The 21,998-nt window shown below is 34.8% G+C and carries 13 protein-coding genes; 2 read left to right on the top strand and 11 right to left on the bottom strand.

What is annotated here, in order from left to right; genetic code table 11:
• Positions 1-130: 130 nt before the first annotated feature.
• Positions 131-775: an NrtR DNA-binding winged helix domain-containing protein gene (locus tag FLACHUCJ7_RS04865; protein WP_078227472.1), complete on the top strand. Its 645-nt coding sequence runs from the start codon at positions 131-133 to the stop codon at positions 773-775.
• A 129-nt stretch (positions 776-904) separates the two neighbouring features.
• Here the strand turns inward: FLACHUCJ7_RS04865 and FLACHUCJ7_RS04860 are convergent, their stop codons facing one another.
• The 8 genes from FLACHUCJ7_RS04860 to FLACHUCJ7_RS04825 all read right to left on the bottom strand — a co-directional run bounded on the left by FLACHUCJ7_RS04860 (position 905) and on the right by FLACHUCJ7_RS04825 (position 16,710).
• Positions 905-1,315, bottom strand: a complete 411-nt coding sequence (locus FLACHUCJ7_RS04860; RefSeq protein WP_078227473.1) for a hypothetical protein — start codon at positions 1,313-1,315, stop codon at positions 905-907.
• Positions 1,316-1,477: 162 nt separating this feature from the next.
• A complete protein-coding gene (locus FLACHUCJ7_RS04855; RefSeq protein WP_180908090.1) occupies positions 1,478-3,220 on the bottom strand; it encodes a RagB/SusD family nutrient uptake outer membrane protein in 1,743 nt (580 codons plus the stop codon).
• Between the two features lie 27 nt (positions 3,221-3,247).
• Positions 3,248-6,433, bottom strand: coding sequence for a SusC/RagA family TonB-linked outer membrane protein (locus FLACHUCJ7_RS04850; protein WP_180908089.1), 3,186 nt, complete (start codon positions 6,431-6,433; stop codon positions 3,248-3,250).
• 18 nt (positions 6,434-6,451) lie between these two features.
• On the bottom strand, positions 6,452-7,927 hold the full coding sequence (locus tag FLACHUCJ7_RS04845; RefSeq protein WP_180908088.1) for a fasciclin domain-containing protein: 1,476 nt from the start codon (positions 7,925-7,927) through the stop codon (positions 6,452-6,454).
• Positions 7,928-7,980: 53 nt separating this feature from the next.
• The gene (locus FLACHUCJ7_RS04840; protein WP_180908087.1) at positions 7,981-9,672 is read right to left on the bottom strand and encodes a fasciclin domain-containing protein; all 1,692 of its coding nucleotides are present in this window, start codon (positions 9,670-9,672) and stop codon (positions 7,981-7,983) included.
• Between the two features lie 7 nt (positions 9,673-9,679).
• Positions 9,680-11,194, bottom strand: a complete 1,515-nt coding sequence (locus FLACHUCJ7_RS04835; protein ID WP_180908086.1) for a RagB/SusD family nutrient uptake outer membrane protein — start codon at positions 11,192-11,194, stop codon at positions 9,680-9,682.
• Between the two features lie 16 nt (positions 11,195-11,210).
• Positions 11,211-14,495 carry a SusC/RagA family TonB-linked outer membrane protein gene (locus FLACHUCJ7_RS04830; protein WP_180908085.1) on the bottom strand — a complete coding sequence of 1,095 codons (3,285 nt, stop codon included), beginning with the start codon at positions 14,493-14,495 and terminating at the stop codon, positions 11,211-11,213.
• A gap of 1 nt (position 14,496) precedes the next feature.
• Complete coding sequence (locus tag FLACHUCJ7_RS04825) at positions 14,497-16,710, bottom strand: fasciclin domain-containing protein (protein WP_180908084.1); 2,214 nt, start codon at positions 16,708-16,710, stop codon at positions 14,497-14,499.
• A gap of 778 nt (positions 16,711-17,488) precedes the next feature.
• Here FLACHUCJ7_RS04825 and FLACHUCJ7_RS04820 point away from each other — a divergent pair.
• Positions 17,489-17,644, top strand: coding sequence for a hypothetical protein (locus tag FLACHUCJ7_RS04820; protein ID WP_180908083.1), 156 nt, complete (start codon positions 17,489-17,491; stop codon positions 17,642-17,644).
• A 609-nt stretch (positions 17,645-18,253) separates the two neighbouring features.
• On the opposite strand, the gene FLACHUCJ7_RS04815 is transcribed toward FLACHUCJ7_RS04820, so the two are convergent.
• The 3 genes from FLACHUCJ7_RS04815 to FLACHUCJ7_RS04805 all read right to left on the bottom strand — a co-directional run bounded on the left by FLACHUCJ7_RS04815 (position 18,254) and on the right by FLACHUCJ7_RS04805 (position 21,799).
• Entirely contained in the window at positions 18,254-18,793 is a 540-nt protein-coding gene (locus FLACHUCJ7_RS04815) for a DUF3575 domain-containing protein (protein WP_078227481.1), read from the bottom strand.
• 88 nt (positions 18,794-18,881) lie between these two features.
• Positions 18,882-20,018 (bottom strand): helix-turn-helix domain-containing protein, encoded by a 1,137-nt coding sequence (locus FLACHUCJ7_RS04810; protein ID WP_180908082.1) that lies wholly within the window; start codon positions 20,016-20,018, stop codon positions 18,882-18,884.
• 233 nt (positions 20,019-20,251) lie between these two features.
• On the bottom strand, positions 20,252-21,799 hold the full coding sequence (locus FLACHUCJ7_RS04805) for a S41 family peptidase (protein ID WP_180908081.1): 1,548 nt from the start codon (positions 21,797-21,799) through the stop codon (positions 20,252-20,254).
• Between the last annotated feature and the right edge of the window lie 199 nt (positions 21,800-21,998).

Below are 21,998 nucleotides of genomic sequence, written 5' to 3'. Positions count from 1 at the left end.
GCACGGTTCAGGATGGTTATTTTATTTTAATCGAATAAGTTTGTGACGACAAATGTTATAAAGAGTTCTTTTTAGCAAATTTTATTTACATATTGTCAATACTATTTTATTAATACTAAAACGATTAATTATGAATGAGGTCACGATTGATTGTGTTGTTTTCGGCTATGATAACGGAAGCCTTAAGGTGCTCTTATCTAAGGGGAATAAAGGAGTAGGGACAAAATGGGGGCTTATATCCGGAATTGCTAAGGATGCTAAAAAAGCAGATGAGACTGCCCTGGATTTACTGAATGAATTTGGTAATTTTGAAAATGTGTTCCTGAAACAGCTGACAGAGGGAGCCGGTACAAATTCTCAAACTTTAAGATATTACACGGTTATTAATATTGAAGATTATCGGGTGAAATTTGGTGTAGTTGATTTATACCAAAGATGGTTTATGATTACAGATGTACCTGATTTAATTCAGGATCACAATTTAATTTTAGATTATAGTTTGTATCAGTTAGAAAAATGTGTTCGTGAGTCTCCTGTTGATTTTAATCTTCTGCCGGAGAAATTTACGATATCAGAATTAATGAATCTTTATAAGGGAATTTTGGGCATAGAAACGGATAAGGATAGTTTTAGCAGAAATTTTTTAAAGCAGAAAGTAGTAGTCCCTTTGAAAGAAAAAAAAGAAAATGTTTCTGAAAAAGGAGATAAACTGTATAAATTTAATGCTGCTTTTTTCAACAAATGTGCTTCAAAGGATTTTGTTTTGGATTTTTAAATGATAGTAAAATAAATATAAAACTTTCTTTTTTGTAAAATTCCACAGGAAAGTGTTGAAAAAATATTATTAAAAGCGGGTGTAAAACCTTTTAAAGGATACAACCGCTTTTTTTGTTAATATGAGTTTTTATGAGTTATTTGGGATAGTGGATAATTGTATTGTATAATCATCATCATAAGCAGTCCATGACCAGGATTCTGAATAAATATAAGGGTCTATGAAATTGCCATTCGCATCATAACAGCTGGCAATCCAACCAGGAACTAAGAGTGTTTCAGTGGCAGCACAAAGTAATGGTGCACCACTGGTAGTCGCTTCATATTCAATTGTTGAATAATTGTCAACCTGTATGATCCCGCTCTGTGAAGAAGCATATTGTGCCTGCTGTACATTTACAACAACAACACCGTCTATTTTAATTTTTAAGGTAGCTTCACCATCGGGTGTATGTACTGACCAGCGTAAAACACTCTGAGCAGATAGGGTACTAAATACACCACATAATAATAACATCAATAAAACAGTATTCTTTTTCATAAAAATGGTTTTTAAATTAGATAAAAATTAAACTACTAAATACAATACTTTATTTGATATAAAAAGGTTTAATCTTTTTATTATTAAAGCTTAAAGCTTTATTTTTTGTATAAAAAAGGCTTATAAATATTTCAATATCTATAAGCCTCTCTAAAAATAGTTTTACCAATTAAATGGCAAATACCAATTGTTAACGTTCATCAGTTTAGAACGTACTTCGTCTGCTTTACTGTTTCCTTCACTGTTCAGTTTTTGGTATACTTTTTCAGCTAAAAACGATGGATCATTTCGGCGTAAAGCTACACGAACCAAATCTTCCCAACGGTTTCCTTCGTAAGCTAATTCTAATGCGTCTTCCTGAATAATATTGTTTTCGGTCGTAATTACATCATCTCCAACTGCTCCGACAAATTTCATGAAAGCACGGCCACGAATTCCATCATTACGATGCCAGTTTGCTCTATAAAATGGATAATCCCCCATACGGGCATCGAAATCATATGGGAATGGCAATTTGGTTTGCTGTACATCAGTAACATCTGTAGGTGCAGGACTTGGAGTATAAGCCCTTCTTATTCCATTGTTTAAAATAGCATAAGCTACTTTTTGCTGGTTATCTCTGTTGGCAGCTTCTGCATAACGCAGATGTAATTTAGCTGCACGGTATAAAAACCATTGCCCTTTTGTATTACCAATTCCGGTTGTAGCTACTGCTTCACTGCTGTAAAGGTATTTCATAATTACGGGATCGCCATTTATAATATTATAGGTGAATTTTGGTCCACGTGCATCGTAAGGGATATCATTACTTTGTTTCTGATTGTCCCATAGAGCAATAGCTGTGTTGGATGGTTTGACTAGATAATCGCCATTTTTGCTCGAAAATAAAGCGATAAATGGGTTTTTAGGAGCAAAATTATTTTCGAAAGGCAAAGACCAAATCCATTCTGTGTTCCATAATGCATCTCTGTCCCTGGCAAAAATGGATCTCCAGCCTTGTGTATTGCTATTAATTAAGGTTGTAGCGTCTTGTTCAGAATATCTTAAATAACCAACCGCTAAATCGTCATGCGTTGTAACCTCTGCAAATTTTACCCTGTAAGTATTATATAGTTCTGTATCTGTACCTCCTTTAGTTCCGGTTTCCATAACATTTTTGTAATGTATAGCAGCAGCATTGTAATTTCCTTTCCAAAGATGTAAATCACCCAGCAAACATTCTTTGTTGATAAAGAATTTAGCTGTATTGTAGCCGTCAATGGTAATTACCAAAGAACTTCCTGAAGCATATAAATCCTTATAAGGCAAATTTTCGGTAAATAAAATCAATTGATCTAATAATTGATTAAATGGTATGCGGGGATATTTAGAAATGTTTTTTGCATCTTCTATTGTTTCAATAGGTTCTGTGATGTAAGGAATGTTTCCATAGTGAATTCCTAACTGAAGATAAACCCAGCTGCGAATTGCTCCCACATCAGAGTAACGCTGGTCATACTGTTCCTGAGTAAAACGCTTTTTTTCGAGCATCATATCGAAATTTTTAAGCACATTATTACAGTTTTGAATCACCACAAAAAAATCTTTAGGATTGGCATACGGGTTGTCAGCTGAAACATTATGTTCTGAAATTTCTTTAAGGTATGGACTTGAATTTCTGGTTGTTGTCATCAGGTCAGCACGCATTTCATTCAAAATAACGTTTTTCTCTGCAAGTGCCATAAATTTTCCGTAAACCCCCATTACAGCGGCATCAGCATCATATATATTACGATACATTTGCTCTTCAATAAGCTTGTCTTCAGGCTGCACATCCAGATAGTCAGAGCAGGAATTCAGGCTAAATGTTAGAGCCAGTATTCCTAATAGAATGCTTTTTTTTGTTTTTATACTAATTGTCATCATCTGTATTCTTATCTAAGTGTAAAATAATTAAAGGCCTAAACGTAATCCTAATTGAAAACTTGTAAACTGAGGTGCTAATCCGATATCTGCACCCTGACCAAATATAGATGAGGTCGCACTGAATTCTGGATCATAGCCCAGATAATCTGTCAGTGTAAACAAGTTATTGGCAGTAGCATAAATTTTTATGGCTTTTATATAATTCATTTTTTCGACATTAAAATCATAACCCAATACTAAAGTTTTTAACCTTAAGTAAGAACCGTCTTCGATCCATCGGTCAGAAAAACTGGCATTTCCCATAGGATCTCCCCATGTAGCTTTTGGTATATCAGTTTGTTGTCCCTCGGCTCTCCAGCGGTTTGCTATAGCAGTACTTTGGTTTTCGTATCCACTCATCTTTTCAAGGTTGTAGCGTACCCCATTATAAAGGTCGTTTCCTACTGAAAAAGTAAATAGTCCCTGTAGGCTGAAGCGTTTATAGGTAAAATTAGTTGTAATGCTTCCTGTTAAATCCGGGTTTGGATTACCAATTATCATACGGTCTTTATCATCAATTACTTTATCACCGTTTGTGTCTGTAAACCGCATATCTCCACCGGCAAAAGGAACTAATTGACCATTACTTAAACGTTTTGAAAATCCGTCAGCGTTGGCATCTGCAGTAGTAGAATATACACCATTAGTTTTTAAACCATAAAATAAATTAGCATCATTTCCTACTGAGGTAATATATGTCGCTCCACCAAACTGAGTCAGGATATCACCATTTGGAAGGGTTTGTACCTTATTTTTATATGTGGCTAAATTCAGTCCAAAATCAAAAGTAAAATCTGGCGAACTTATTACACGGCTATTCAAAGATAATTCTGCCCCTAAAGTTTTCATTTGACCACTGTTTGAAACTACATAATCAAAACCGGTTACATTGCTAACAGATTCATAAACAATCATGTCCTCTGTTTTCTTTCTGTAAAAATCCATAGAAAGATTAATACGTTCATTAAACAAACCTAAGTCAGCACCAACATTAAATTTTTTAACGGTTTCCCACTGCAGGTTTGGATTTCCAATATTACCACTTACCAAACCTTGTACACCCAATAAGTTTTGTGAAACATAATATTTTTGAGCTGTAAAATTTCCGATATCGTCATTACCGCCTTCACTGATTGTTCCTCTCAATTTTAAATAATCAATGGTTTTTGAATTTTTCATGAAATTTTCAGCAGAAACCATCCATGCTCCTGTTATAGCCGTCATAAGAGAGAACTTATTATTCCCGTTCTCTTTATCTCCAAAACGGCTTGAACCATCAACCGCATAACTGGTTGTCAGGAAGTATTTATTATGGTAATTGTAATTTGCACTGGCATATATGTTTAGCCAATTCCATTCTCCTAAAGCTCCTCCAACCTGGCGCAATAGGTTAGATCCGGCTCCTACGCTTGTAAAATCATCAGTAGCAGAATTGTATCCCAAACCTAAATCACTTTCAGAATGATTACTTTGTGTTCTAAAACCAAAACGAACATCTACTTGCTGATCATCCTTAAATTTCTTAAAGTAATTGGCGTAAGTATCAGTATAAATGCTGTTTAAAATTTGTACCTCACTACCGGAACGGTTTTTAGCTATTGCAGTAGGGAGAATAACATCGGCTACTCCTTTGTCCGGAATAAAGAAAATTTCGCGCTCTTTGTTGTAAGTAAGTCCAAAAAGGGTATTTACATTCCATGCATTATTAATTGTATATTTAAAATTCAGGTTTCCAAAGAAACGATAGTTTTTGTTGGTTCCAATTCCGTCATTTAGTATAGCTCTTGGATTGCTGACATTAAAATCATCCGTATCTGCCAGGTTTGGAGAAACATTTCCGGCATCATCTATAGCATTGGCTGCTAAAAAAGGTGCTTTTGTAAGACCCAGATAAATTGGACTGGTTTTGTAAGCAAATCCCTGATCTCTCTGTTCCTGAAGATTATTGATAAAAGACATGTTGGCATCTACATAAAGCTTTTCAGTTAAACGCAAAGCTGCATTTAAACGGGTGCTGTAACGTTTTGATTCGGTGTTTTCAACAATTCCCTGATTATTAAGATATCCCACAGACAAACCATATTTTGCAATATCATCCCCTCCACGCACTTTAAGGAAATAGTTTTGGCTAACACTCGACTTGAAAATTTTATCCTGCCAGTTGGTTTCATTATGATATTTGTAATATCCCGGAAGCAGAGGATTGTCATTCATATACGGAAGAGCCGCAATTTGATCCTGAGAAAGTCCGCGAGTAGCTTCTAACTGCGAAATATGTGTACGGTAGGCATCTGCACCCATAACCGGTAATTGGTCAGGTGTCTGATTGGCACTCCCGTACATCGTAAAATCAATTTTTGTAGTCAGTTCTGTCGGACGCGTGGTATTGATAATAAGTACACCGTTAGCTCCTTTGGCTCCATACAGCGCACTGTCATCTTTAAGGACAGTGATATTTTCAATGTCTTTTACGTCCAGATTATCCAAAGGAGAGGAAGAGTTGTTTTGTATAATTCCGGAACCATAATCTTCATCGTCATAAATCATTCCGTCAACAATAATCAACGGTTTATTTGTTCCATACAAAGAAGTAAAACCGCGAAGGTTTAAATAAGCCCCTGATCCCGGAACTCCGGATCTTCTAATACTGTTAAGACCGGCTACTCTTCCCTGAAGAAAATCGCCAACAGACTCTTTAATGGGACTGGACCATTGATTGGTTTTAAAATTAACCACATTTACCGCTTTGGTGCTTCCGTACTGGAATTCAGTTCCGGTAGGTAAATTGGCTATTTGGTAAATAGGAGAATAATACGCTTCGTACAAAAATATTTCTAAATCTGAATTTCTGTTTTTAAGAGGAAAGACTTTGGTTTGGAATTCCTGTCCGCTTATAGTCAACAGCGCTTGTAAATCAGGTACATTGATTTCAAAACTACCGTCATCATTGGTAATGGCTGCAGAAAAGTCTTTAACTACTACATTTATCCCTGATAAACCTGCTTTAGTTTTGGCATCTTTAACAATACCTTTTACTATTATTCCCTTTTTTATTTTAGGAGCAGTTACAGTAGTTGCAGTTGAATCCTGAACGTTTTGAGCATATAGGGATACACTAAGGCTTCCGGCAAGGAAGATGCTTATTGCACAGGTTAGTTGTAAATTTTTTAACATATCTATTTTTATAAAATATTATTTAACGACAGGAACAAATTTTAAATAATCAAGGATCATGGTGTTATTACCTACTGTAGTTGTATTGGCTCCATAGAGGGTAATTCTCTCAATATCCTGAGCGTTTGTTAAGGTGAATTCTCCTAAATACACGTCATCATAAACACCGATTTCAACGTTTTTAAAATCAAAATTTTTAATAACCTCGTTTGGATATTCTACACCATCCCTAATCACTCTTCCTACAACTAACCTTTGTTGAAAAACGGTAGCATTTGAACTGTAATTATTGATGTTAGTGGCCCTCCAGTATACGTCGTATTTAGTACTAAATAAATCGGTTGCTTTGTAATTCAGCTGAAACAATGATACTCCTGAATTGTATACCATAACATCTTTGAAAAAAATACCTTTAAGATCCTTTTGCTCACGGTAAAAAATCTTGCTGCGTAAGTTAGAAGGGGAGAAAGAAGTATTATCTTCTCCTTCTATTTTAGTGGTAACTAAGCGATCAGTCAACGGAACATCTACTTTTTTCATGCGGTAAACGATCCCGTTACTCAAAATAACAGGTTCTCCCACAATTTGGGTTTTGTCTATCTCTACTTTCACTCCAAAACGGGTAGTTAAAGTTAATTTGTCTGGTAATTCATTTGGTATATACGCTTTAGGAAAAACCATATCCCTCACCGTGAAATAGCTGGAATATGTTGTGGTAGCATCTGCAGTTGATTTATTTAGATACGGCCTGAGTTTATCTACTTCAGCATTATAACCTTCATCTTCAATTAAAAATAGTGTGTAAGAGTTCTTTTCGTTGTTTACATTGTATACATTTTTTAAAAAAGAATTACTTAAGGAATCTGCAAGCACCCCAGGGACAGCATTTTCTTTCGCAGTAATGTCAGAATCGTAAATATTTAATTCATTTAAGCTTACCAGATAATTACACATTGAAGAAGAAGCTGTTTGCGAATTGATGTATTCCCAAATATTCTTTTTTGGTGCAAGTGAACGGTTGATAATATGAAAAACACCATTTGCAGCATATTTATCGGCGGTAACAATAGTGGCATCACCAATTGTTGCATTACCTTTAAATAGCAAATATTTAGAACCCAGCATTTTAATTTTTTCTGAGGCATCTTTTCTTATAGAAGAATAGGCTGTTAGTGCAATATGGTTTTGTACAAAAGCAGTAACCTTTTCAGGAGTATTTAATAGCGAAGCGTCGACCTGAGTCATGGCTTCATTTGTAGGAGCAAAAACAGTATAAGTTTTTGAGCCCGACAAAATTTCGTCATAACCTGATTGTACTAACAATTCTGCAAACTTTGATGTTTCCGGGTTGCTCGCGATGGCTTCGCTAAGAGTGATATTTAGGTTGTCATCTCCATTATTTTCCCGGTCTGACCATGGATCAGAACACGAAAATAATGCTAATGTCACAATGCCAGCAAAAAGTTTTTTATTAATTAATTTTGATATGGTCATTTTTAGATGATTAAAATTTTGATTAGAATGCTTTTCAATTGCTTGTGTGATTATTACTCCACAAAACCTTCTCCTCCAGATTTAAGTCTAGGATACAGTTGATCCATATTTATTGGTCGGAATTCCACGACATCCATCCATGCAGTATCTCCAGGATTAGAAAGTGATTCAAAGGTTATAGTATGTCGTCCTGTTGTTTGTACATCGATAACACCGCAAAGCCTGCTGTTAAATCTATTGGTAAATGGATCAATATGACTTTTATAACCTTGTGACTCTAATACTCTTTCGTCAATATTATTAACGCCTTGTTCCTGAAAGTTAATCAGCCTTGGCAATGCAACACCATCAAAATAAGCTCTAACTGTTGGGTTTTTAGCGCTTTTCCATCTGTAAGATACCCAAACTTTGTATTTACCTTTTATAATGACCGGTGTTTTAAAAGCAATATTTTGAGTATTACCATTTCTAAAACGGAATATTTCAATTACATCCCCTTTCCATGCGCGATCCTGATAGCTGGAACTTCCTTTAGCAGCACAAACATAAGTAAGGGCATCAACACCATCCCAGGTTACTTCTGTAAAAAGTGATTTGGCAAGCGATACATAATTACCCGGTTTTCTAAAAACAGCACTCAGTTTTCTGAATTCCGGTTGGTCACCCAAGTCAAAATAAACCGGAGCCGGGTTTCTTTTTTTGATAAAGAAATTCTGTTCAACAGTATGAACCACTCCGTTTGAAGTTGTTACATCACTTCCTGTACGGTTTACCGGAATTCCTTTTTCTAAAACACCATTAAAAGTTTCCTCGTTTAGTAAAATTTTACCTGTAGCCAGTTTTACACTAATTACTTCCAGTGGTGCTTTGGTTTCAAGTGATGGAGAAACAGCTAAATCAGCTAAGTATTGAAGTTTTGGTAAAACACGGTAGCTTACAAAAAGATTCAGACTGTCCTCAGGATTTAAAGGATCGTTTAGATGACTGTATTTTGCTTTTAAATCAGCAAGACTATTGATACCGGCTGCTTTGAATACTTCATTTGTTTCTGTTAATACAGTCAAATGTCCTGAAAGTGTTGTTTTTCCTTCAACAGTAGTCGAAGTTAACGGCATATTTAATTTGTCATACCATCCGGTTGCTTTTAAAGCTTCGGTAAATAATGAAAGTGATTGATCAGCTTCAATAGTCTGGGCCAAAGTTTTATCGGCAACACGCAATACTTTATCTATTATATGGATTATCCCGTTTCCTACTTTTACATTTGAAGACATAATTCGGGATGTTTTATTAACAGTGATGCTTGAAATTCCGCCAACATTGGCAGCCCCGGTAATAATAAATTGTCCTTGCTGGCTCGGAGTTGCAATTTTACCATCAGTAAATGCTGTAGTAGCTACTTCCTGATCAAGAATATGCAGTTTTACAAGTTCTTTTAAATCTTCTAATGGTACGTCTTTTACAGCAGCTGCACCAACATCAGTTAAATAGTTTTTTATCGCATTGTTGCTTGGCAGGAATAAAGTGTAGGTACCATAAGTATTCATGAATGAAGAATAGTTAGTAAGTTCTAACATTTCCAGGAACATGGAATATTCATCATTTTGTCTTAAAAAATCAGTAATGTTTACTGTTTCATCAGTTCGTTCATTGATTTTTTCAGAAGTACAGTTAAGAAATGCCAGGGTTAAAAAAACCACTAAAGTAAGTCTCATCAATTTTAGGAATGCAGCGTATCTTTTCATGACTTAATTATTTATAAAATGGATTTTGAACAAGTGCTTTATTAGTATATAATTCGTATTCATTAATAGGCAAATAATGACTATTTGGATCCTCAAGTTTAGCTATAATAGATTGCTGCTGATCTGCCGGAGCGCTAATCAGTGCCATACTAATCAATAAATCTAAGCGCTCATAATTATTTCTTCGGGCATTTCGCAGAACATCAAACCATCTCTTTCCTTCATAAGCAAATTCGCGGGCTCGCTCTGCTAAAATATAATCAGTCATTTCTGATTTGCTTGTAGTAGTCACGGTTTGTGAAGTTGAACTGATGGCTTTGCGTTTGGTACGGATATCATCGATAATAATAAGGGCTTTATCTCCTTCACCTAATTGCGTTAAAGCTTCTGCTTTTAAAAGTAAAACATCTGAATATCTGTATACAAACCAATGTGTGTCAGATTCTTGTGAAGTTTTAAAATCATTGTTGTTAAGTCCGGTGTACTTATAGATAAAATTAAGTCCGGGAACCAAAGCGCATCTTTCACCTCTTACATCCCTGTTCAACGGATTGTTAAAGTCAATACCAAATACATCCTCTATTACATGTGGAGCTGCCAGGAATTCCGGTCTTTGAAAAAACATGTCGTAAAACGGATTAAGGTTTTGTTTCGTGTATTGAAACTCAAAAATGCTCTCAGTGGTATTTCCAACAGCAAATACATTATTGAACCAGCTATTGGAAGCAGGAATTAATTCAAATTTACCTGAATCAGTCACTTTAGTAGCTGCAGCCAGAGCTTCGGCATATTTATCCATCCAAAGATAAACATCAGCCTGCATAGCATTAATTGTATAAACTGTAATTCTTCCTTTATTAGAAGCGGCATTTCCATAATCGACAACGGCATACTCTTCAGCTAAAATAAGATCTTTGATAACTTGTGCAAAAATTTCATTTTGTGGTGTTTTTGCTATTTGAAAATTATCCTTGTCAGAAAGTGTTGCAGTCAGTTTAAGAGGTACATCCTTAAAAGTACGGGCCAGGGTAAAATACATATAGGCTCTGATGGCTAAAGCCTCAGAAAGAAAATTGTTCAATTGTGTTTGTGTCAAAGTTGGATCACTATTTCTTACAGCAGGGGCGAGTTCAATAACAGTGTTACAGTAATTGATAACACGGTAAAATGCGGCCCAGCTTGTCAAATCGTTCGATGACAGGATATTTGAAGTTGTAATATCTCTTTGTTCTTCTGTAATATTTCCTCCCGGAGTTATCATATCGGCTCTGATTTCTCCATACATAAACAAGTATTCACTGATATTATAATCGGTTCCCCCTGTTGGAATTTGCGCTCCAGGAGGTCTTTTTAATAATGAAGAATAGATTCCTATAACGGCAGCCTGGATGTCTTCTTTAGTTTTCCAGAATTCCTCACGTACGATTCCGTCTTCAGGTTTTAAATCTAAATAATTGTCACAAGATGTTGCAGTAACAAAAATTAGAAGGATTGCTATTGTAGATTTTATTGTAGTTCGCATAAATCAATTTTTTTTTTTAGAAACGTGTTGTAATACCTAATGATACACGACTTGTAGGAGGAGTTCTGGAGTTGTCAATAGCAATTCCGAATGGATCTCCGGCTTTCATACTCACTTCAGGATCCTGACCTCTATAGTTTGTCCATGTATATAAATTGTCTGCAGTTACATAAGTTCTTATTTCATCCATTCTTAAACTTTTTAAAAGTTTTTTTCCAAAAGAATAACTAAAAGTAACCGAACGAAGGCGAAGGAAAGAAGCATCTTCTACATATCGGTCAGATCCTAACCAGTTATACCCTGCTCCGTAAATTGCTCTTGGCATTTCGGTTACATCACCAGGATTACGCCATCTCGATAATGTTGCTGTACTTTGATTACCCCATCCATACATGTTGGTTGTGGTCATATCCGTTCCGTTTACAATATCATAATTCATACGAAAGTTAAAGAACAGTAATAATTTGAACTGGTTGTTAAAAATTATATTAGGGCCAAATCCACCTGTAAATTTAGGGTTACTGTTTCCTAAATATACCACATCACGACTGTCTATGTTACCATCTTTATTGATGTCCTCATAAATAGCATCACCAGGTTGAAAAGTATAGTCGGTATTTGGATAATTAAAACGCATATACACCGTTTGTCCATTTGGACCTGTAATTACATTTCCATTTGCATCTCTTGCCAGAGTTGCTTCCTTGTCAGTATAAACTCCTTTGAATTTATATCCGTAGAATGATCCAAAAGGGCTGTCTTTTTGAAGAAAACGTTTGTATTCTCCATTACGATCCGTATTTCCACTTTCATTAGGGAAGTATGGAGAAATTTCACGAATCATATTTTCATTGCTGGCAATGTTAAAATTGAATTCTACTTTCCACTTACCAGATTTAATTGGTGTAGTAAAAAGACCTAATTCCCATCCCTGGTTGTCCATAGTCCCAACATTCTGATCCATTTTGCTGTATCCTGAAACGGTGGTGATATCAAGATCCAGGAAAATCATGTCTTTTGTGGTGTTTCTGTAAAATTCTGCATCCAGTGTAACACGCTTATTAAACATTTGAAGATTGAATCCTAAATTTTTTCCAATCAGGGTTTCCCAACGAAAATTACTCAGTTGAATATTTTGAGGATATACGCCGTTAAGTCCTAAGTATTCTGTGCTGTAATTTCCATACACATTGAAATAAAGGTAATCATACCTAGGAGCTTTTCCTGATTGTCCATAACTAAGTCTTAAACTAAGGTCATCAATCCAACTGACATTTTTCATAAAAGATTCTCCTGAAATTCTCCAACGCGCAGATGCCGAAGGAAATAAGCCGTATCTGTTTTCCTGACCAAATCTTGAATTACCATCTGCACGTAAACCTACGTTTAGAATATAACGGTCTAATAAACCATATTGCGCATTCAATAAACTACCAACAGTTCTTGTCTGGCTATTACTGGTATATAAATTTAATTCTGAATTTTGTGTTCTTGACGGATTGGATGGATCTGTAAGTAAAGATGATGCTGTGTTCGAGGTAATTACCTGATGTGACTCGTAACGGGAATCATTCGATTGTAAAGATAAAAGTACCGATAAATTTTGTTTTTCACCAAGATCAGGGGTGTAAATGAAATTGGTTTTGGTCGTTATATTAGCCATATCAACATCCACATCAGAAGCTCTGTTAACTACTGTTTCTGTAATTGGACGTCCTGTAGCATTTTGAGGCAGAAAAGATTTCGCTTTTGTACTGTTAAAATCAAATTGTAGATCAAATGTTGAGATTAATTTTTTTGGTATAATATCAACATTGATGTTAAAATGGGGTACTACTCTGTCACTTACCTGATTGTTAGTAGCAAATTCCGCCATAGCAACAGGATTATAAGTGCTTGGGTATCCTCCCTGAACGTTTTGGGCCGGAGAGAAATAGTTAGGAGTAAGAACTCCGGATTGATCATATTCAAAAATTCCCATGTTTGGCATTTTTCCGTAGGAAACACTTCTAAGTAAATCCTTGTCAGTACCCGAAAAATTATTGACATAATTACGGTCTGTACTGGAATGTGTATACGCTATATCAGTTTTAAAACGAATACGGTCTGAAACTACATAATCTAAATTTAAACGAGTACTGATTCGTTCAAAGCCAGTACCTATAGTTACTCCTTTAGAGTTGTAATACCCTACTGAGCTGAAATATCTTGCTCTTTGTCCACCGCCTTGTAAAGAAAGGTTGTGATCGTGTATAAGACCAATTTGAGATATTGCTTTTGTCCAGTCGGTATTGTTACTATAGTTTTTGTAATAATAAACCTCCTGAGGGTCGTATTGAAATTCTTTAATATTTTGTGTGTTTAAAGGCACACCGTTTCGGTTCATGAATTCTTCCGGAATCAATTGTGAGTATTGATCTCCGTTTAACATCGGAATTGCATCAGGAACTTTTGAACGAGTACCTACAAAAGTGTAGCTAATTTTTGGAGCACTGATTCCACCACGCTTCGTATTGATGATAATAACACCACCTGCTGCGCGTGACCCCCATAAAGCAGTTGCTGCTGCATCCTTATCGATGGTGATGGTATCAATATCCGAAGGAGCAATATTTAGTAATGCTGCATAACCATCATCATCAGCAGTACCAAAGTTAAAATCTGCCGGGATAGAGGTTTCATAAGGCATTCCGTCAACAACGATTAAAGGGCTTGAAGATCCTGAAATTGAAGAAGCTCCCCTGATTTTAATCTGCATTCCTGCACCAGGGTCACCACTTGATGAAATAATATCCACACCTGCAATACGTCCTTGTAATTGCTCATCAATAGAAGCAGCCTGAGAGTTAGCTATATCTGCTGCTTTAATAGTAACAGAGCTGGTTGTTTTATTTCTATCGGCAATGTTAAGTAGTCCGGTTTCTACCTTTTTTTGTCCTGTAACTACAACGTTGTCCAAAGAAGTTATAGTAGAAACTAAAGCAATTTTTATTGTGGTTTTGCCGTTAACAGAAACCACTTTCGATTTATATCCAATAGTTGAAATTAATAATTTATTATTTGGGTTTTTTAGATGTATTGCAAAATTTCCGTCTATGTCAGATAAAACACCTCCAACGGTACGATTTTCTGAGTCCTGTTCAACGATAGTAGCTGAAGGAATTGGTAAATTATCACTTGAGTCGACAATCTGACCACGCACTAAGGCATTTTTAGAATCCTGAGCCAATGACGGCAGTGCTGCCAGAATAATCAAAGCAAATGAAAAACGGTAAAGTAAATTGGTTAGATTTTGTTTCATTTTATTCCGTATATAAAAGATAGTTGTCTACTAAATGGATTAAGGTTCTGTCAGCCAGGTTGTTACTTTTGTTTGCAATGAAATTGGCAGATCTGTTGGATTTATCAATAAAAGTCAAGACTCCAGTATCACTCATGACACTTACGTAAGTTTTTTCATCTTTACTGTCTTTTCTTAAAGTTTCAATTTGTCCTGCTTCAAGTCCGTCGTCAGAAACAGTTTTGTTGACCAATATATGATACCTTATAAAATCTGCTACCTGATCTTGGTCACCAAGTAAAGAAGGAGCAAAATTAGGCACACCGGTTGCAGGGTTTCCTGGAAGTTTCCCATCTTTCACAGCTTGTATAATGGCTGCATTGTTCGGGACAACAAACGTGTATGAGTTACCAACGTTCACTCCTGCGATTTTGTCACCAGCTGTGGTATAGATATTAGAGTTTTTTAAATAACTATAGAAATTAAAATATTCTGATCCTGCAACAGCTAAATTTTTAAGGTCTGTTCCTGGAGTTTCTTCACTAAATTCAAGTAATTTGTCAATATAGTAAGTACGTCCGTTTTGCTGATCTTCATATCCAAGAATATTAACCATGTTATTCAAAACTTCATTTCCTGCAGCATAGAGTTTGTTATTGCTCCATTTAATGTATTCACCGGGAATATCCATGTCTCCTGTTCGTATAATTCCGGAACCTGACAAATCATTTAGTTCTCCATTAGGTGTAGGGACAATACAATTGTATAAAACACGCAGTAAACGCAGTCTGGCTGGTGTTCCTGATAAAGCAGCACCATTAATTGGAGATACATAATTCCATTCGGATCTGGCCGTATTGTACTCATATCCAAGTCCACGTAATACTGTATCCGAAGGTAGAAACAAGGTGTATTTTTGATTGATATTGCTGATAATTTCCCTGTATGAAGAACCATCATTAAACAATCGTGTAGCTAAAGTAAATTTAGGATCCAGATAAGCTGAGGTGTACACACTGTAAAATAAATTTGACGCCTGTACTTTGTTAGTTCCGTAAAAGAAACCATTACTTAATACTTTGGCTTCTTTTACATCTGTATTTAAGTTGAATCTTAATTCTTCATCCAAACCGTTGTTAAATGAACCTAATTTTGATGGCCATACAGCACCCTGTACCATGTGTGCTTTAAATAAATCCTGAAAAATATATTGAGGAAGTTTATCAATTGAAGGATAGTTCTTAAGTAAAACTTCGTCAATGAATTTTTGTAAAGATGTATTATCAGGTGCAAATAGGGTATAAGCATCACTCTGCCCATCATTATCTGCCTGCTTTAAAAAGTTTTCATTATTAGGGGAATAAGGCAAAGTGGGGTCATAGTATTTTACATAAACATCGTCGTTTTTGCCAGAAAAATTACGGTAGGTTGTAGTAGCAGATTGGTTAAATGCATAAATAACCAGATTGTCCTCAAGTAACTTACGGAATTGGCTGTACTGACTGTTGTTTTCTAAATACTGATCTAAATTTACCAAAGGAAGTGATACTTTGGTAACTTCGTGGATAATTCCATTTTCAGCCACAATATCTGCTTCTTTTACACTTCCACCTAATAAATTAAAGTCGGTATAAGTTGAACCTGGAAAGAAAAAATTGTAGTCATTCGAAGTTAATCCCTTTGCGGCAAAATACTCTTTTTCAAAATAAGAGATATATTTGTTATTATTGTCTCCTGAAAGATAACCTCCATTTCTGTTAGATCCGACAACAACCATGGGTTTGCCGTTTATGGTTTTGTTTTGAAAGCCATCGTAAAAGGCAGTTCTTCTTCTAAAGGCATTATCCGGAACCCATCCCGTACCTGATTGATAGTCAGAAAGCTGATCTGCACGGAAAGCATTGTATATGAGAGCATATTTTACAATTTTTGAAGCAGTTTCAGCATCAACTTTATTTACATCTGAAATACCCTGCTCTTGAAAAAATTTCGTAAATGCCTCATCATTCGGAGCCATCATGGTCCAATATCCTGCTTTACCTAAGATATCCTTGTATCCGGCTTTTTCAATTAAAACCAGAAGATTTTTAAAATTTCCACGAGCTTCTAGTTGTTGGTAGATAGGAGGTTCTAAAGAGTCAGGTCGCTCGTAGTAATCATCATAAGCATCCTTACTGCAACTTGAGAGAAGGACTAAAAATGAAAAGATAAGTAGATGGTGTATTTTTTTCTTCATTCTTGGTTAATTTATTATATTGAAAAGGTCAGTTAGTTTTAACTTTTTTTTAGTAAATACGAATATGTCAAACCTAAAAGGTTCTGTTGCTAATTCTATCCTGCACTATCCTGTTTTTTTTAGTATGTGTTTTTTATATCTATAATAAATATTGATATTATAATTTATATGTTAATATTTGAAAAATATGTAAATTCCAGTATTTGTAAGGCTTTGTGTTCTCTGTATTTATAGGCGATTATGATTAAAATGCTCCTGCTTTTTAGAGAAAATTATAGAAAAATGTAAAAAAAAGAATATTGGAAGGTATTTTTACAAATGAGAAGAGAATTTTTTTGAAGAAAATTCGCACGCAGTTAGAGAGGTTAACACTCTAATAGACTGAGGTTTTGACAGAAAATCGTCGTAATTATGAGTTGAAGACTAAAAAAAACAAAAGGTTTAATCTCGATTGATAGTATCAGGTAAAAAATAATTCACTTCTTTTTAGGACAGTGTCTAGAAAATATTCAGAAAATTATCATTTGCTGTGAAAGTTTGTTTTAACACTTTTTATGTTAATTTTGCTTAACATAATTTGTTTTTGAAACTCTAAACATTTAAAATTTATCTGGAAAAAAGGTTCTTGTAAATCATATATAGCAATTCCTTTAAATGCATTAATTTAGCTCTCTACATTAATATTGTGAAGATTTTTTATTTCGGCCATTATAAAAGTACTTTGTGTGTTGCCAATGCTTTCAATAGAGCCTAATTTGTTGAATTCAAAATTCTGATAATGTGTGTCTTATTTCGTTTTGTTGTCAACGAGCGAAAAGATCTTTATCCGGATGCTCAGGCATTATGTCGGACCTGGGCGAATGTTTTAAGAGATAAAATAGCCGAAGTCATAGCACTTGGATGCAAACACGTAAAATTTGATGAGCCAATGTAGATAGAGTCTACTGGTAAGCATTTTATCAATAAGTTTAAAGATGGTTTGTTTGTCATCGTCTTCGAGCTGTTGTATGAGTCTCATTTGCTCAACGGCTGTTTTATCTTCCATCACAACTTCGGTTGGAATTTTGCCATCGTAATTAATAATTTGGTCAGTAGTCCCCCGCTGGTGTAAGCAGAATTAAGTAACGGCTAGCGCGCGATGCCTCAGGCTCGTGCCTACAAAGAAATCTGGTCAAGCTACAAAAAAAAGGTGTTGCGATCAACCCTGCCCACAAATAGTACAGGAGCATGGCTTATGATGCTCGACCGTGGTTATACCTGATTGCGCAAATATGTAGACAACGATAGCGCGGAAATTTTTTCCGTGCCCTCAATATAAGACCAAACAACACGATAACGCTGATTTGTAATCCGTGTCCGCAACGATGAGTAACAAATCAACTGGTGACCTGCTTAAAACATAATATAAATCGTAGCATTTGTAACGTGGTTATTTAAACAAGGCTAATCTTTGAACAGTAAATAAAAATGATTCAAAACAACCAAAAAGCAGTTCAATTTTGAACTACTTTTTGGTTAAACTAAATCTGTTTTTTAAGTTTTATTAAAATCTATACCCGGCACTCAGTCCAAATTTTGCAACAATAGTATGGTCTGTTTTATTTGCATTGAATAACAGACCTCCATAACCAATGTTCGCTTCAAGAAGGAATCCGGTTTTACTGACCCATTTCCAGCCTCCACCTGCACCGAGAGCTAAATCAATAACATCCGGGTTTTCTGTATATAGGGAATGATCTTCTGATGCATATATTTTTTTACCATCTGTAGAAGTCAGCATTCCAAATCCTTCAACAAACCAGCCTGATGCATATTTTTTACCAAAGTATCTTCTGTAATACGGAGAGATTGAATAATTTAAATCTTTTTCATTTGTTGTATTGTCAAACACATAATAAACAGAAAGTCCTAATGACGAATTATGATTTAAATGTCTTTCGTAACCAACCTGAAAAGATTGCCATAAAGGAGCAAGTCCATTTAATTTGATTTCATTATTTTTCTGATAAGGATCAGTTTCATTTTGTGCTTTAGAAGAATAAAAGACAAACAAAACAATAAGCAGTAAAAAGTTTTTTTTCATAAAATGTGATTTGAATTATTGAGTTCCAAAATTCACATAAGAAAAATTAAAGAAGGTCTCAAAAGCTTAAAAATGTATAAATCGGTACTTATTTACAGCTATTTTTATATTCATTTGGTGTCTGACCGGTAACTTTTTTAAAGGCTTTAAAAAAAGTCGTTTTCGAAGTAAAGCCGGATTCCAGCCCCATTGCCAGTAAATTATAATTGTTATATTCAGAATTGGAAATCATTTCTTTGACAGCTTCAACCCGATATTGATTGATGTACTGCACAAAATTGTCTCCTGTTATCGTATTTACAATTTGTGACAGGTATCCCGCGCTTATGCCTAGTTGTTCTGCCACTTTCTCTCTGTTTAATGTACTATCAGTATAAAGGTGCTGCTCTTTGCAAAGAAGTTCCAGTTTTTGAAAATAAAGATTATCTGCCGTGATAGATTCCCTGTATTCTTCGGGATTGTCAGTTTCAATAATTTGCATATTGGTATGTGGAATAGCCAAATCGTTGTTCAAAAAATTGTAAATAGCCTCTTTGTTTTTGGCTAGTTTGTATTTGTAAAGACCATTATAAGCGGTCCAGTGAATAATGATTGTAACAGATAAAGCCAGAACGTTCATAGCAGGAGAAATGTCATATTGAAGAAATAAGCCCACCAAAGCGGTAATAATAAAGGCGAATAATAATGAGGAAACAATTATTAATAAGGGAATAATCCATTTTTTTTCCTCTGAATCTTTTAAATGCTTTATCATAAAATAAGAGTAAAGTAACAGAAACGGGATGAAGGTAACCGCTAAAATAAGGTGAATCAGACCCAGTATATTGATTAAACCAATGCCTGACTCAGGAATAGTATAAATTCCGGCGACATGATCAAGATCTTGTATAATATTAAGAACAGCAGAATAGACAAACGGAATAAAACACAAATAAATTTTTTGTTTGCTTTTTACACGATCATCAACTCTGTTTATTATAAACAGAAATAGCAAAGCAGGTATTAGAAATGTCCACTCAATATGGTTAATAAAGTGTAGAAAAGGATAGCGGGTAAAGGCATCTTCAATCTCAAAAACATGATTCAGTAAAATAATGGAAAGCGTAAAAAGTAAATAGGCCAGATATTTATTTGAATTACTATTGAACAAGGAAGACTTTAAAATAATTAAACCTAAAACAATTCCCTGAAAAACTGCAATATTTAAAAGTGTAGTATAAATCAATTTTTTAATTTTTTAAACAGAGCTTATTTCATACGCGTTGATAAGACGAATTTATAGTACTGCGGATAATTTTCTTAACGGATTAAGAAATGATTAACTAAAGGGATAAAGATGATATAATGCTCCGATTGTGAGCGCAAAAAAGATTGCTAAAGATTTTTATTCAGAAAAACAAAAAAACTCCAGATTTCTCCGGAGCTTTTATAGGTTTTAGGAAGTATAAAAAATTACGATCATTTCATTTTTATAAGTTTAAGAGTAAATTCCATTTGCGTATCCTTCTGTTGGAAAAAATCATCTAAAGAAGGCCATACTTCGTAGTCTGGCATAATACCGTGACCATCTGGCTGATTATCTTTTTTGGGTGCATCCTGTACCAGGTTTACAATTGAAAATTGTGTTTTTATCTTTGAATTCGGAAGTTCATAAACCAGTGGCGTATGTCCATTATGACGATAGTAACCGCCAACGGTCTCAACACCAACGATGGTAACATTCTGAACATAAGCTTTTACCAGAGAAGCAAAATGAGAAGCTGCTGATGCCACATTTTCATTAATCAAAAGGTAAAGTTTGCCTTTAAAGAAGGGCGATTTAGGATGATAAAACGGATTGTATTTTGGGTTTTGTATGCTTATATTATTTTTGAAAACCGGATAAACACCTTTCAGGTATTCTTTTCCCATTTTTCTTGAAACACTATCCAGTCGTTCTGATGTTGAAACACCCCAAAAATATTTTTCGTAAGGTAAAAAGTTGGGGTCAAAGAGTATAGTAGCCTGTACATTTTCTTTGAATGGTTGATCTGTGAGATACATTACAGGCTGTTCAAAGTTAGGGTCACTGCCTCCGGGATTATTTCTAACATCAATGATCAGATTAGAAACCTTGTTTTTGTCCAGTGTGTTAAAAACGCTGTCCAAAAATTGCACATACGGTTCAAATTTGGGATCGTCTGATCCGGATGCCATGCCAAAAGATCTCAGATTTAATATACCTGTATCAGGATTAAGCATGTGAAAACTATAAGCAGACTGTTTCCTGAAATCTGTCAGGTTAGTAACTGGGGCACTAAATCTGTTTTTAATGTTTGTTTCTCTCTCATGCTGCGTTACCGCAGGAAGCACCTTTTTTTTAGGAGAGTCAGATTTTGGGGAGATGTATTCTATTACAAATGCATCATGAAGACCATATTCCAAAAGATAGTTTATCCCAAATGATTTGTTTACACTAGCCGATAACTTTTCTGTAATAGTGTGACCATCTGCAGTATAGTATTTATAAAAAGAGTGCATCAATTCTACATCAGTTACGCCATTTATACTTTTTATTCTCGAACCGGGCGGTATATCTGACGATTGACCATCAAAAATAATTTGTCCGTTAATATAGAGAAGAGGATAAGGGAAAAATGATTTTTGTCTGTTCAGGAAATTTATCAAATCAAGGTTAGGAATAGTATAGTTATGGACACTTCCTTCATAATCGGTCAGACGGAGTATTATTTTGTAAAAATCGATAACACTCATAGGTTTTTTAATGCTTTTAATAGTAGTGTTGTAGATGCTGTCTATCTGTTTTTTAGAGCGATATTGATACAATCCCGAGTTTACTTTTTCACGTATGGCAAGGAGTATTTTAAGGTCCTCATGGATCTGTTTTTTTGAAAGCATTTTATTGTAAATCAGTAAGCTATCCTTATCAAAGCTTTGTCCCTGAATTTTACCAGACAACAAAAATAATAAGATAGTAAAAATTGATATCAGATTTTTATGATTCATGAAGACATACCGTTATTTGATTATAAAAAGATCTGTGCACAATAATTAGAGTCTGGAAAATCAATATTTATAGTTTTAATTTTGAATAGTTTAATATTCACTATTGACAATTCTTACTGATACTCTTATGATAAAAATAAGATAAAATTTACATTAAGACAAATCTTATTGATAACTAATAGTGATAATTGAGGTTTTT

The sequence above is a fragment of the Flavobacterium salmonis genome (assembly GCF_903819435.1).
GTDB lineage: Bacteria > Bacteroidota > Bacteroidia > Flavobacteriales > Flavobacteriaceae > Flavobacterium > Flavobacterium chungangense.
This window is presented reverse-complemented; position numbering and strand designations above follow the sequence as displayed.

Excerpts from the sequence above, each read along its gene's own strand:
- FLACHUCJ7_RS04845 (WP_180908088.1), bottom strand. The coding sequence starts at position 7,927 with ATGACCATATCAAAATTAATTAATAAAAAACTTTTTGCTGGCATTGTG.
- FLACHUCJ7_RS04850 (WP_180908089.1), bottom strand. The coding sequence starts at position 6,433 with ATGTTAAAAAATTTACAACTAACCTGTGCAATAAGCATCTTCCTTGCC.
- FLACHUCJ7_RS04855 (WP_180908090.1), bottom strand. The coding sequence starts at position 3,220 with ATGATGACAATTAGTATAAAAACAAAAAAAAGCATTCTATTAGGAATA.
- FLACHUCJ7_RS04840 (WP_180908087.1), bottom strand. The coding sequence starts at position 9,672 with ATGAAAAGATACGCTGCATTCCTAAAATTGATGAGACTTACTTTAGTG.
- FLACHUCJ7_RS04805 (WP_180908081.1), bottom strand. The coding sequence starts at position 21,799 with ATGAATCATAAAAATCTGATATCAATTTTTACTATCTTATTATTTTTG.
- FLACHUCJ7_RS04820 (WP_180908083.1), top strand. The coding sequence starts at position 17,489 with ATGTGTGTCTTATTTCGTTTTGTTGTCAACGAGCGAAAAGATCTTTAT.
- FLACHUCJ7_RS04865 (WP_078227472.1), top strand. The coding sequence starts at position 131 with ATGAATGAGGTCACGATTGATTGTGTTGTTTTCGGCTATGATAACGGA.
- FLACHUCJ7_RS04835 (WP_180908086.1), bottom strand. The coding sequence starts at position 11,194 with ATGCGAACTACAATAAAATCTACAATAGCAATCCTTCTAATTTTTGTT.
- FLACHUCJ7_RS04830 (WP_180908085.1), bottom strand. The coding sequence starts at position 14,495 with ATGAAACAAAATCTAACCAATTTACTTTACCGTTTTTCATTTGCTTTG.
- FLACHUCJ7_RS04825 (WP_180908084.1), bottom strand. The coding sequence starts at position 16,710 with ATGAAGAAAAAAATACACCATCTACTTATCTTTTCATTTTTAGTCCTT.
- FLACHUCJ7_RS04815 (WP_078227481.1), bottom strand. The coding sequence starts at position 18,793 with ATGAAAAAAAACTTTTTACTGCTTATTGTTTTGTTTGTCTTTTATTCT.
- FLACHUCJ7_RS04860 (WP_078227473.1), bottom strand. The coding sequence starts at position 1,315 with ATGAAAAAGAATACTGTTTTATTGATGTTATTATTATGTGGTGTATTT.